This is a genomic window from Aneurinibacillus soli, assembly GCF_002355375.1.
GTDB classification, from domain to species: Bacteria; Bacillota; Bacilli; order Aneurinibacillales; family Aneurinibacillaceae; genus Aneurinibacillus; species Aneurinibacillus soli.
Genome location: NZ_AP017312.1, coordinates 2,764,567 through 2,777,910, shown reverse-complemented (window position 1 = coordinate 2,777,910; position 13,344 = coordinate 2,764,567). Strand labels below are relative to the sequence as shown.

Sequence of the window (13,344 nt, the reverse complement as noted above, 5' to 3'; positions counted from 1 at the left end):
CGCTTTCCGATCAGGTTAGTTGTATAGTAAGAGTTTGAGAACTTTACGCGCAGGAAGGATGAGCAGAAAGTGACTGCGATTACGAGAGATAGCGTCGAGCTTCTAGCTCCCGCTGGTAATTGGGAGTGTATGAAGGCTGCCGTAGCGAATGGTGCCGATGCGATATTTTTTGGAGTAGAAAAATTTAACGCCCGGGCCCGGGCCGATAATTTTCAGATGGATAATCTGCCAGAGATTATGGCATATCTGCATATGTATGGTGTCAAAGGCTATTTGACGTTTAATATTTTAGTATTTGAGAATGAGATGGAAGACGCACGTGAACTGATCGATGCCTGTATGAACGCAGGGGTGGATGCGGTCATTGTACAGGATTTCGGCCTTGTCAAAGCGATTCGGGAGATGTCACCGGACTTCCCAATTCACGGCTCTACCCAGATGACGATTACATCACCGGAGGCGGTTGAATTCGCGTCGCAGTATGGGATGGAGATTGTTGTACTCGGACGCGAGAACAACTTGAAGCAAATCCGGACCATTGCCGGAAAAACAAACACGCCGCTGGAAGTGTTTGTACATGGAGCACTCTGCGTATCGTACTCTGGCCAGTGCTTAACATCCGAGATGTGGGGTGGACGGTCTGCAAACAGAGGGGAATGTGCGCAAGCTTGTCGTTTGCCATATGATCTGATGGTAGATGGCGAACAAAAAGAGATGGGCAATGTTGCATATTTGCTGTCACCAAAGGATTTAGCAGCCATTGATCTGATTCCGGATTTGATTGAAGCAGGCATCAGCTCATTCAAAATTGAAGGCCGTATGAAAACACCGGAATACGTGGCGAACGTGGTAAGTAAATATCGTCGCGCTATCGATGCGTATTTTGAAGGTAAGGACTACACGCCGTCCGACAGTGAAGTACGTGAATTACAGCAAAGCTTCAGCCGTGGCTTTACGCATGGATTCCTTGAAGGGACAAACAACAAAAAACTTGTGGATGGCACATTCCCGAAAAGCCGGGGCGTGTATCTCGGAACGGTCAAAAAAGTGTTGAAAGATGCCGTGCTTTGTGACCTGGAAGCGCCGTTGAAGCGAGGAGACGGCATTGTGTTTGATGCCGGCAATCCGCAGGAGAAGGAAGAGGGCGGACGTGTATACGATCTACGTAAAAATGGACGTAAGATCGAAGGGGAAGTGGAACACGGCCAGATCGAGATTGTACCGGGCCGACATGATGTGAAGCTGCGCCGTGTGCAGGTAGGGGACAAGATCTGGAAGACGAATGATCCGGAACTTGACCGTCGTCTGCGCAAAACGTTTGAAACCGATCATCCGTATCGCTTGTTCCCTCTTGCCGTAAACGTACGTGGACAAGAAGGCGCACCGCTTACCGCTGAATGGATCGACGAAAATACGGGAAATCACGTAATCGTTACGTCTGAGATGAATCTGGAGAAAGCGATGAAACGTCCGCTCAGCCAGGACTATCTAGCAGAGCAGTGGGGCCGACTTGGTGGGACGATCTATGAATTGCACACGCTTGATATGGAGCTTGCGGGTGAGGTAATTGTTCCAGTTAAAGAGTTGAATCATATGCGTCGGGACGCAGTGGAGCAGCTGATGGAGCAACGTCGGAAGCCGCGCGTGTATGCGCGTAAAGAGGCAGGCGTACAGCAAGTAGCTGCGCAGACACACGTACATGCACAGCATGATCCGGAACTGATCGCACTTTGCCGTACCATAGAGCAGGTACGGGCCGCATCTGCAGCGGACGTAGAGTATGTATATGCGGATTTTGAATTTACCCGGGATTATCCGGCTGCTGTGCAGATTGCGCATGATCACGGCAAACGTATCGCGCTTGCGACGCCGCGCATTCACATGCCGGGTGAGAACGGTGTGCTGAACAGTATTGTAAAAGCGGGTCCGGATGCGATTTTGGTGCGCAATCTAGGTGCGCTTTCGTATTACCGTCAGGCAGAGATCAGTCTGCCGTTATTCGGCGATTTTTCCTTAAATGTAGCGAATCATAAGACGGCGGAAGTTTTTGCAGAGAATGGTCTTACCTGGATCACCCCTTCTTATGACTTAAATATTCAGCAGATGGTCGATATGCTAGCGGTGGCAGATACAAGCCGAATGGAGCTTGTGATTCATCAACACTTACCGATGTTCCATACCGAACATTGTGTATACTGTACCTTCCTGAGTGAAGGAACCGATTATACGAACTGCGGGCGTCCGTGTGAAAGCCATCGTGTATCGCTGCAGGATCGGATCGGCATGTCACACCCGGTTCGTGTCGATATTGGCTGCCGCAATACTGTATACAACGCGATTGAACAGTCAGGAGCTGAATACTTGCCGAATTTTCTTGAACTTGGCATTCGCCGCTATCGGGTGGAATTTTTGGAGGAAGATGCGGATCAAGTCCACGACGTTTTGCGTCTGTACCGGGAAGCACTGATCGGCAAACGGAGTGGTACAAGCGTATGGAGAGCACTGAAGGCGACCAATCAGCTTGGTGTTACACGCGGACAGCTAATTAAATAAAGAACGAAGTAGAGCGGAAGACTGTCTCAGGCTAGATCATAGTGACTGAGACAGTCTTTTTTTCTTGGTGTGACTTTCTTCAAAGTGTGGTGGAGGATCGGAATCGGACGGCTTCGCCCTCTTATCTTTCGTATCTCCGCCCATTTTCACAGAAAAATAGGAATTAAGATGCAAATAAGGTATATTTTCAAAAAAAATATACCCATAGACAAAATTACCCGTTAAAATAGAATCATAAGCAATGATATGCATGCATACATAGATACGTTGTGAATAATGTACCAGATTGGACAAACAGTTTGGGACGGTGATAACATATGAAAAGACAAATAGCACTAGGACTTATTTTATCGGTGGCATTTGCCTCGCCCGTTGCCGCAGCTCCTTATACAGTTGGAAAAAGCGATACATTGTACAGTATAAGTAAGCGCTTCGGTACATCGATTGCTGTGTTAAAGCAGAAAAATAATTTGCAGACAGATACGATTAAAGCCGGGCAGGTACTGGAGATTCCGCATGGGGCGGTTGCCACAAGTCGCAGCGCCACCAAGGAACCCACAACTCGTTATGTAGCAGTAGGAAAGACGAGTGTTAGTTCCGTTACATCAGGAAATTTGACTGCAAAAACGACTATCAAAGTAGCGACTTCACTGCCAGTAATAAAAGAAGAAACGAAAAAAGTAGCACAGCCTACCGAAATGAGTGGGATCATTGAACCGTTGCTTGGCACCCCGTACAAGTGGGGCGGAGTGACGACAGACGGATTTGATTGCAGTGGTTTCACTTCCTATGTATTCGCAGAGATGGGGGTAGAGCTTCCACGTACATCACAGGCTCAATTTACGACAGGAGAGGCTGTGGATGCAGAAGCACCACTTGAGCCAGGAGACTTGCTGTTTTTTGATGCCGACAAGAAAGGCACTGTTACGCATGTCGGCATTTATGTTGGAGATAATAAGATGGCGCACGCAGCTACCAAAAGTGTACGAATCGACGATCTGGACTGGTATTTAAAAAATTATACGTATTATGGTGCAAAACGAGTTTTTTAGCGTAAACCAGGAGGCTGTCTCAAACGCTGTAACATGGCGACTGAGGCAGTCTCTTTTTTCTTGGGGGAAGGTTTCTCCAAAGTGTAGTGGAGGAGCGGGATCGGGCGGGGCCTCGTCACTTTGGTACGCTTACAGAGAAGTTGGGACTGTCCGCTCCAGGTGCCAGGCGAACTCGCCCACAAAAGGTGCCCGCGATGTATTTCAGAAGAAGCATTGTGGGCAAAGGCCCATTCGCCTGTCCCCTTCCGCTGGGGAGTCGCGTACAGGCGTTCCGTTGCCCCGCCCGATCCCGCTCCTGACACAGTTTGGGTAAACACCATCAAGCAATATCAAGAAGTTGAGCTTTGCTATGCAGCTAAAAAATTAAAAAGCGGCCTTTCAAAAAGCCAGTTGCGATCGAGCAAATCCATTCTGGCGTCGAGTGGATTTTGGTAAACCGAAACGTTGTGCGGCTCCTTCCTTCTCCCACTCCCTTACCACCAAACGTTATTGATACCACCAAAAAGCTGCCCAGTTCGCCATGTTCTGTCTTTTGGTACAGCCTCTTTTTTTCTAAAAAACAGCAGATGAATATGATAAAATAGAAATGACTACAAATGAAGGAGGAAAAGGATGGAATACACACAAGTAGAGAAGAAAACGCATAAAAAAACCAGTAAATTAAAATTAGTCAAACGGGCTCTCTTTATTTTTCTTGGAGCAGTACTTGTGTCAATTGGCCTGGAGATTTTCCTTGTTCCGAACAATATCATTGACGGAGGTATTGTAGGGGTTTCGATCATTCTTTCCCACCTTACCAGCGTGAAACTGGGTGTGTTTTTATTTGTTTTAAACTTGCCGTTCCTATTTATTGGATATAAACAGATTGGAAAAACGTTTGCGCTGTCGACTTTGTTCGGAATTGCGGTCATGTCAATTGGGACCAGCTTTCTCCACCCGGTACCGGAACTAACAGAGGACCCTCTGCTGGCTGCGGTGTTTGGTGGGATTATTCTTGGAATTGGCGTCGGGATGGTCATTCGTTACGGAGGATCACTTGATGGAACCGAGATTGTTGCTATTGTATTTAATAAGCGGATTCCTTTATCTGTCGGCGAAACGGTCATGTTTTTTAATATTTTCATTCTGGGAAGTGCAGGCTTTGTGTTTGGCTGGGAACGGGCGATGTATTCACTTATTGCCTATTATATCGCCTTTAAAATGATTGATGTTACGATTCAGGGCTTAGATGAATCACGTGCGGTATGGATTATTAGTGAGATGCACAGGGAGATCGGAGACATACTTCTCGCACGTCTTGGGCGCGGCGTTACGTATTTGAATGGGGAAGGCGCCTATACGGGTGACCGGAAACAAGTTATTTTTTGTGTGATTACCAGGCTGGAAGAAGCGAAACTGAAGTCAATTATTGAAGATATTGACCCGGGTGCATTCCTGGCAGTGGGTGCGATTAATAATGTACGGGGAGGAAATTTTAAAAAGAAAAATATCCACTAAAGGCGGGACGATACGATGCGATATATTATACTCATACTTGGACTTATTGCAACCATCGCTTTTATTCTGGCACCGTCTGAAGAGAAAGCAAAAATGCTTGGTAAGGAGACAATAGAGAAGGGTGATTCTTCTTCCTGGGTGATTCGGGTACGGAAGGCGCAATATTTCATGCGCGGGGAAAAAGGAAATGTCGGACTTGTAGAAGCGCCTATTACCGTAGGAAAGGAACGAGAACATACGCTTTTTTTCTGGGGGAAGAAAGAGGACCTGGTCGGAAAAACCGTTAAAATCTCTGGAATGCAGACCGCTACGGGAGAAAAATTGCCGGAACGAACTGCCAGGCTTACCGAAATGTCTTCTTCGATTGCAGTAGCCCAGGGAAAAGTTCCGCTTCTTTTTCCACATGCGGGCACCTGGGTGCTTACGGTGTATGTAGAAGAAAAAAAGCGGGGAGACATTGTGCTTTCGGTGAAATAAAGAAAAGGCAAGAGGCTGTCCCAAAGCCAGAACATGGCGAGCGGAACAGCCTTTCTTTTGTAGAATCGACAACGTGTGGTGGTGAGGGAGTGGGAGAAGGGAGGAGCCGTTCGCTTGGTTACGCTTGCGGGGAAGCTAGGACTGTCCGCTCCGGAAGAACGGCGAACTCGCCCACAAAGAAAATCCTCCGATGTTGATTCACCGAAGGATTGCGGGCAAAAGCCCGTTCGCCGTCCTCCCTTCGCTGTGCAATCACGTAAAGGCACTCTCTTGCTCCTCCATTCTCCCACTCCCCGCACAATGTTTCGGTTTACAAAAAAACACGCGATGCCACAATGGATTTGCTTGATCGTAACTGGCTTTTCGAAAGACAGCTTCTTTATTTTTTACCTGCATAGCAAAGCTTGGCCTCTTGATATTACTTGATGGTGTTTTAACCAAAGTGTGCTAGGAGCGGGATCGGGCGGGGCAGCGGAACGCCTGTACGCGACTCCCCAGCGGAAGGAGGCAGACGAACGGGCCCTTGCCCACAATGCTTCGCTGCAAATACATCGTGGGCATGTTTTGTGGGCGAGTTCGTCTGGCACCTGGAGCGGACAGTCTCCACTCCGTAGCGAGCGTACCGAAGTGACGAGGCCTTGCCCGATCCCGATCCTCCACCACACTTCGGAGAAAACCTCACCCAAGAAAAGAGGCTTGTCTATTATTTTTCGATGATACCGGAAAGCCAGGCAATCAGGCGCTTATTGATTCCTTCTTCGGACGCGCCTGGCAGTACGTCTTCTGCTGTCACCCGGTCAAACAACAGTTCGAGTGGCTCGCGCGGGTCTTCTTTTTTCGCTTTTTTATCCTGCAGGCGCTCCCAGTTCTGCACAATGAACGTCCGACGATCGATGCCTTCCCGGGCAAAAAACGAGCCGAGTCGCGCAACATCTTCGAGAAATGTACCATCAAATCGCTCAAGGGTCGTACCGCACAACAGCGCAATTTCGGCTTCATACATTGGCGACTGATCGTTTTTATTTTTTCCGATCCACGGTGTTTCGAGAATGACGGGCTTATTTTTAGCTGCATCATGGTGGGCAATGTAGTGGATGGCATCAAATCCAATCAAGCCAGCACCGAGTGGAGCGTGCCGGTCTTTGCCCGCGCCCCGGAAGTTTTTACTGTCATTAATATGAAACACACCGATGCGGTCGATGCCGATCAGGCGGTCGAATTGTTCCATAACACCATCAAAGTCGTTCACAATGTCATATCCGGCATCATGTGTATGGCATGTATCAAAACAGATCGAGAGCTTATCATTCAGCTTTACCTTATCGATAATCGCCGCTAGTTCCTCAAACGAACGACCAATTTCCGAGCCTTTGCCCGCCATCGTCTCAAGCGCGATTTTTGCGGTTTGGCCACTATGTAGGACCTCGTTTAATCCTTCCGCAATGCGATTGATTCCGTATTCCGCATCTTTATCGGTATAAGCGCCGGGGTGCAGTACAATATTCTGAACACCGATGTATTCGGCCCGGCGAATTTCTTCGGCAAGAAATGTAACGGCAAGCTCGAATGTATCTGGCTTGTACGAACCGAGATTAATGATGTAAGGAGCGTGTACCACGATGTCCTCGATGCCGTGCTTGTGCATGAGCGCAAGCCCTTCATCGACATATTGCTCTTCCATCGGTTTGCGGCGCGTGTTTTGCGGTGCGCCTGTATATACCATGAACGAAGTGGAGCCATACCCGATAGCTTCCTCCACCGCATTCAATAATCCTTTCTTTGAAAACGAAACGTGAGACCCAATTTTCAAATCTGTTCACTCCTTTTCTGTCCTAATTGTAGCAAAAAAACAGTAGTGTACGCATATAATGCTATTTTTCGTTTAAAATAAAAGAAGCGGAATGAACAGAAAAGACTGACATATAAAGTTGATTATTTTCAAACGTTCGGTTCTGAGTGAAATTATTCCTTTTTTTAGGTGAAAAAGGGGTGGTTTTATGAACATTTCCGGATGTTTTTTAGAAATTATGAAAACATGTCTTTTCTTTTTGCGGGATTAGGTGTAGGATAAAGGAAAAGTTTCGCAATCATATAAGGAGTGAGAATCATGTTAACAAAGGCACAGCGCGCATACAACTTTAACGCAGGCCCATCTGCACTGCCGCTTGAAGTTCTGGAAAAAGCTCAGAAAGAATTGGTGGATTTCCAGGGCACAGGCATGTCCCTTATGGAGCTGAGCCATCGCAGCCCGGCGTATGAGCAAGTACACAACCAGGCGATTGCCAACCTGAAAGAACTGATGAACATTCCGGATAACTATCAGGTACTATTCCTACAGGGTGGTGCGAGCACACAGTTTGCTATGGTGCCGATGAACTTTCTTCCGGCAGACCAGAAAGCAGCGTATGTGCTGACAGGTGCATGGTCTGAGAAAGCGAACAAAGAAGCGAAAATGTTCGGCGATACATATGTGCCGTTCACATCCAAAGAGACAAATCATAATCGCATTCCAAAACTGGATGAGCTGACATTTGAAGACAATACGGCGTATGTTCACATCACGTCAAACAATACAATCTTTGGTACTGAATGGTTTGAATTCCCGGATACGGGTGATATTCCGCTTATTGCAGATATGTCAAGCGATATTATGTCGCATCCGGTTGATGTAAGCAAGTTCGCGATGATTTATGCGGGCGCACAGAAAAATCTTGGCCCATCTGGCGTAACGGTTGCTATCGTTCGTGACGATCTGCTCGCACGTGCGAACATAGAGAATGTGCCGACAATGCTGCGCTATGATACGCACGTGAAGAACAATTCCCTGTACAACACACCGCCGACATTCGGTATTTATATGCTTGGCCTTGTACTGGAATGGGCAAAAGAGCAAGGCGGACTTGAAGCGATTACGAAGCGCAATCAAGAGAAAGCAGCTCTTATCTATGATGTAATTGATGCAAGCAATGGCTTCTACCGTGGTCATGCGGAGAAAGACAGCCGTTCCCTGATGAACATTACATTCCGCGTTAGCAATGAAGAACTGGAGAAACAGTTCCTTGCTGAAGCAAAAGCAGCAGGCTTCGTAGGTCTGAATGGTCACCGCTCTGTTGGCGGATGCCGTGCATCCACATACAATGCGGTACCGTATGAAGCATGTAAAGCGCTGAGCGAATTCATGATTGAGTTCCAAAAGAAAAATAGCTAAAAATCGTGAAAAAAGCGAATGTAATAGAAGTGGCCCGATATCGTATCTGATTCGGGCCACTTCTATTTTTTGTGTCTGTAAGTAAAGATGAGAGGGGAGGCTGTGTCGTAAATGAGTGGGACATCTTTTTCTCTTACCTTACGAAGAAAAAGATGATATACTTTTCACAATAATACAACTAGATGAAAAGGGTGGAGAGAATGCTGACATTCGGTACAATCATGAAACAAAACGCGCAAAAATACAGTGCTAAGCCCGCTGTTATCTTTCGGAATCAAACGCTTACGTATCATGAATTGAATACTCGCGCTAACAAGATTGCAAACGCTTTCCTTGAGCGTGGCTATACAAAAGGTGACAAAGTAGCCGTTATGATGAAAAATCATGCTGCTTACGTTGAACTTATTACCGGCTTATCAAAAATCGGTGTTGTGATTGTTCCGATTAACTATCGCCTGGTTGGACTGGAAATTGACTATATTATACGAAATTCGGACAGTCGGGGATGTATCGTTTCAGCCGAATATACGGAAACAATAGAAAGCATTCTGCCACAGCTTCCACAGCTGGACACGCTCCTCATCGTCGATGGCTCTTCTACTGACACAATGACAGAGTATGAAGTATTTCTCGCATCAGGCCAGGAACAGGAGCCGGAAGCAGACGTAGAGGAAAAAGACACATTCTATATTGGCTACACATCTGGTACAACAGGCAAACCAAAAGGGGTTGTCATCTCGCACCGTTCCCGCGTGCTTACCGGGATGACAGCTGCTTATGAATACAAGATTGACGAATCTGATATTCATCTCGTAGCTGGGCCAATTTATCATGCGGCACCGTGGATTTTTCTTGTCATGCAGCTGCTTGCAGGCGGTACGCTCGTGATTCATGAGGCGTTTGATGCCGAGCAGGTGCTTGCCGATATTGAACGCTATCGCATCACCAATACATTCCTGGCGCCTACGATGTATAACTTCCTGCTTCACACAGATAAGGACATACAGGACAAATATGATATTTCTTCTATGCGCGTGCTTATCTCGGCTGGTTCGCCGCTTCCAACGCAGACGAAGCTCGATATTCTCGACTTTTTCACCGGGGCTGACCTGCATGAGTTTTATGGTTCAACGGAAAGTGCCATTACGCTTAACATTAAGCCGGGAGATATCCGTCGGAAAGAGCGCTGCGTAGGGCATCCGTTCCCGTTTGTGGAATGCTTGATTTTAGACGAGGATAAAGAGCCTGTCGCCCAGGGTGAGGTAGGGGAGCTGTATTTCAAGGCCCCGTACTTATTAGATGGTTACTACAAAAATCCGGAAGCGGATGCAGCTTCGTTCTTCAACGGTTTTTTCACAGTAGGAGATATGGCCATTCAGGATGAAGAAGGATTTTATTACATCGTGGATCGCAAAAAAGACATGCTGATTAGCGGCGGCGTTAATATTTACCCGCGTGAAATCGAAGAGGTGCTATACGCTCACCCGCAAATTCTTGAGGTTGCCGTAATCGGTGTGCCAGACCCGGTCTGGGGAGAGTCCGTAAAAGCCATCGTTGTGGCGCGCAAAGGGGAGTCCCTTACCGCTGAAGAAGTTATTCACTATTGTGAAGGGAAGCTGGCAGGATATAAAAAACCGAAATCGGTAGACTTTGTAGACGAACTTCCGCGCAATCCTTCCGGTAAAATTCTCAAAACAGTATTGCGTGACGTCTACTGGGAAAATCAAAATGTAAAAATCTAATCCATACAGCACATAGAAGTAGAGGAAGAAGCGAGCCGGAAAACAATCCGGCTCGCTTCTTTTCTGTTGATTCAAAAAGTGGAAAAATGGGCAAAATCACAGAAGCTAAAGAGATCATGCTAAAGGAGGATGCACCATGGAGTTCAGAATTGAAAAAGACACGCTGGGAGAAATCAAAGTGCCAGCAGACAAACTCTGGGGAGCTCAGACACAGCGCAGCAGCCAGAACTTCAAAATCGGCACCGAAAGAATGCCGCTCGAAATGATTCGTGCCTTTGCCATCTTGAAAAAAAGCGCCGCTAAAACAAATCAGAAGCTTGGAAAATTAGAAGCCGATAAAGCGGAAGTGATTATGAAAGCCGCAGATGAAATAGTGGAAGGAAAATGGGATGAACACTTCCCACTTGTCGTCTGGCAGACAGGAAGCGGTACGCAGTCGAATATGAATGTAAATGAAGTGATCGCCCATCGTGCAAACCAGCTGTTAGAACAAAGTGGCAGCAGCCAGCGCATTCATCCTAACGATGACGTAAATAAATCGCAAAGCTCAAACGATACGTTTCCTACCGCCATGCACATTGCTGGAGTAGTTGCGGTCGAAGATCACGTATTGCCTGCCCTGGTCAAATTAAAAGACGTGCTCCATAAAAAATCAGAAGAGTTTACAGACATTATTAAAATTGGGCGTACACACTTACAAGATGCTACCCCGTTGACACTCGGACAGGAAGTAAGCGGCTGGTACGCCATGCTTGCGAAAAGCGAAAAAATGATTACAGAAAGTATGGAATCGTTACGAGAGCTTGCGATTGGCGGAACTGCGGTCGGCACGGGTATTAATGCTCATCCTAAATTCGGCGAGATGGCAGCCGAAGAGATTAGCAGACTGACGAACAAAACGTTTCTGTCTGCCGTAAACAAGTTCCACGCCTTAACAAGCCACGATGCGATTGTTTATGTACACGGGGCTTTAAAAGCACTGGCAGCCGATTTGATGAAAATCGCCAACGATGTCCGCTGGCTAGCAAGCGGACCGCGCAGCGGAATCGGTGAAATCACGATTCCAGCGAATGAGCCGGGCAGTTCCATTATGCCAGGTAAGGTCAATCCGACGCAAAGCGAAGCGGTCACCATGGTAGCCTGTCAGGTTATGGGGAATGATGCGACGATCGGATTCGCGGCCAGCCAGGGGAATTTCGAGTTGAATGTGTTCAAGCCTGTGATTATTTATAACTTCCTGCAATCTGCAAGACTGCTTGCGGATGTGATGGTGTCCTTTACGGATCATTGCGCCGTGGGCATAGAGCCGAATATTGAGGTACTTACACGCAACCTGGAAAGATCACTCATGCTTGTTACAGCGTTAAATCCTCATATCGGGTATGAGAACGCGGCCGCGATCGCAAAACTTGCACACCGGGAAGGATTAACGCTCAAAGAAGCTGCGATCAAAACGAATTTACTAACAGAAGAGCAGTTCGATCAGATTGTGCGGCCTGAAAATATGATTCATCCGAAATAATGCAGGGGGAAAGCCATGTATCGTTTATATTCACATAATGACCTTGATGGAGTAGGATGTGGGATCATTGCCAAAATCGCTTTTGGAGAAAATGTGGAAATCCGTTATAATTCCGTAGCTGGACTGGACTTTCAGGTCGAGCGTTTTTTAGAGAAAGGGCGAAAAGAAGATTGCCTGTTTATTACGGACCTTTCGGTGAATGAACAGAACGAACAGCGACTTGATGAGCATGTCAAAAAAGGCGGCAAAGTACGACTGATTGATCACCATAAAACAGCCCTTCATTTTAATCGATATGACTGGGGACTGGTTCAGGTTGAATATGAAGACGGACGCCTGGCCTCTGCTACGTCCCTGTTTTACGAATATTTGACGCAGCACAAACTGATTGAAACCTCCGAGACATTGAGTGAATTTGTTGAACTGGTCCGTCAGTATGATACATGGGAATGGGACAGAAATGAAAATACGAAAGCCAAGCGTTTGAATGATCTTTTCTTTATGATTTCGATTGATGAATTCGAAGAGAGAATGATCCAAAAAATCGCCGTGGGCGGGCCTTTTAGCTTCGATGAATTTGAGCAAAAAATACTCGACATGGAAGACAGTAAAATCGAACGATATATCCGCAGGAAGCGAAGAGAGATGGTTCAAACTTTTATTGGGGACCACTGTGCCGGTATTGTGCATGCGGAATCGTATCACTCCGAATTGGGAAATGAATTAGGAAAAGATAACACCCACCTCGATTACATTGCGATTATTAACGTAGGCGGGAAGAAAATCAGTCTCCGCACCATTCATGATGACATGGATGTATCCGCAGTTGCCCAGCAGTTTGGCGGTGGCGGTCATGCGAAAGCGTCAGGCTGTTCTCTGACAGAGGAAGCCTATCAACTGTACGTGGCTGGACCGTTCCATATTGAACCGATGAGGGCAGATGCCTTTAAAAATGTTCATAACTGCAAAGGGTCCAGACATGGCTCTTTATATGAGAACAGGCAGGAGGATACGTTTTTTATTTATCCGCTTGGAGAAGACAAATGGGTGATAGAGGAAAACGGGACAAAAAGGTCTAAGCCGTTCTCGTCCTTTGAAGAGGCGGAACGATTTGTCAAACGGAATCACGCTGCCTGGCTTGTTCGGGATGAAGTGTTTATTGCCTATTTAAAGGAGCACACCCTGCTCATGAAAGCTGTGCCGACTGAACAAGACGATGAAGGTTCCGCTTTCATCCTGTCGGTTTACAATGGATACGAAGGGGAAAGCGTGACCCTGCCGCACTAAATCACA

11 protein-coding genes are annotated in these 13,344 nt (G+C 46.9%); 9 read left to right on the top strand and 2 right to left on the bottom strand.

Annotated elements, in window-relative coordinates; all coding sequences use genetic code 11:
* Positions 1–129: 129 nt before the first annotated feature.
* The 5 genes from CB4_RS13995 (at position 130) to CB4_RS13980 (ending at position 5,579) form a co-directional block, all read left to right on the top strand.
* Positions 130–2,553, top strand: coding sequence for a U32 family peptidase (locus CB4_RS13995; protein ID WP_096467752.1), 2,424 nt, complete (start codon positions 130–132; stop codon positions 2,551–2,553).
* A 317-nt stretch (positions 2,554–2,870) separates the two neighbouring features.
* Positions 2,871–3,605: a C40 family peptidase gene (locus CB4_RS13990; protein WP_096466393.1), complete on the top strand. Its 735-nt coding sequence runs from the start codon at positions 2,871–2,873 to the stop codon at positions 3,603–3,605.
* Positions 3,606–3,691: 86 nt separating this feature from the next.
* Entirely contained in the window at positions 3,692–3,904 is a 213-nt protein-coding gene (locus tag CB4_RS21605; RefSeq protein WP_146226587.1) for a hypothetical protein, read from the top strand.
* A 313-nt stretch (positions 3,905–4,217) separates the two neighbouring features.
* Positions 4,218–5,102: a YitT family protein gene (locus tag CB4_RS13985; protein ID WP_096466392.1), complete on the top strand. Its 885-nt coding sequence runs from the start codon at positions 4,218–4,220 to the stop codon at positions 5,100–5,102.
* Between the two features lie 15 nt (positions 5,103–5,117).
* Positions 5,118–5,579: a hypothetical protein gene (locus tag CB4_RS13980; protein WP_096466391.1), complete on the top strand. Its 462-nt coding sequence runs from the start codon at positions 5,118–5,120 to the stop codon at positions 5,577–5,579.
* A 447-nt stretch (positions 5,580–6,026) separates the two neighbouring features.
* Here the strand turns inward: CB4_RS13980 and CB4_RS21600 are convergent, their stop codons facing one another.
* A complete protein-coding gene (locus tag CB4_RS21600) occupies positions 6,027–6,242 on the bottom strand; it encodes a hypothetical protein (RefSeq protein WP_146226588.1) in 216 nt (71 codons plus the stop codon).
* A 40-nt stretch (positions 6,243–6,282) separates the two neighbouring features.
* On the bottom strand, positions 6,283–7,389 hold the full coding sequence (locus CB4_RS13975; RefSeq protein WP_096466390.1) for a deoxyribonuclease IV: 1,107 nt from the start codon (positions 7,387–7,389) through the stop codon (positions 6,283–6,285).
* A 297-nt stretch (positions 7,390–7,686) separates the two neighbouring features.
* On the opposite strand from CB4_RS13975, the gene serC reads away from it, so the two are divergent.
* The 4 genes from serC to CB4_RS13955 all read left to right on the top strand — a co-directional run bounded on the left by serC (position 7,687) and on the right by CB4_RS13955 (position 13,338).
* Positions 7,687–8,787, top strand: coding sequence for a 3-phosphoserine/phosphohydroxythreonine transaminase (gene serC, locus CB4_RS13970; protein WP_096466389.1), 1,101 nt, complete (start codon positions 7,687–7,689; stop codon positions 8,785–8,787).
* Positions 8,788–8,969: 182 nt separating this feature from the next.
* On the top strand, positions 8,970–10,529 hold the full coding sequence (locus tag CB4_RS13965; RefSeq protein WP_096466388.1) for a class I adenylate-forming enzyme family protein: 1,560 nt from the start codon (positions 8,970–8,972) through the stop codon (positions 10,527–10,529).
* 136 nt (positions 10,530–10,665) lie between these two features.
* Complete coding sequence (gene fumC / locus CB4_RS13960) at positions 10,666–12,051, top strand: class II fumarate hydratase (RefSeq protein WP_096466387.1); 1,386 nt, start codon at positions 10,666–10,668, stop codon at positions 12,049–12,051.
* Between the two features lie 15 nt (positions 12,052–12,066).
* Positions 12,067–13,338, top strand: coding sequence for a DHH family phosphoesterase (locus CB4_RS13955; protein WP_110546215.1), 1,272 nt, complete (start codon positions 12,067–12,069; stop codon positions 13,336–13,338).
* The last annotated feature ends 6 nt before the right edge of the window (positions 13,339–13,344 follow it).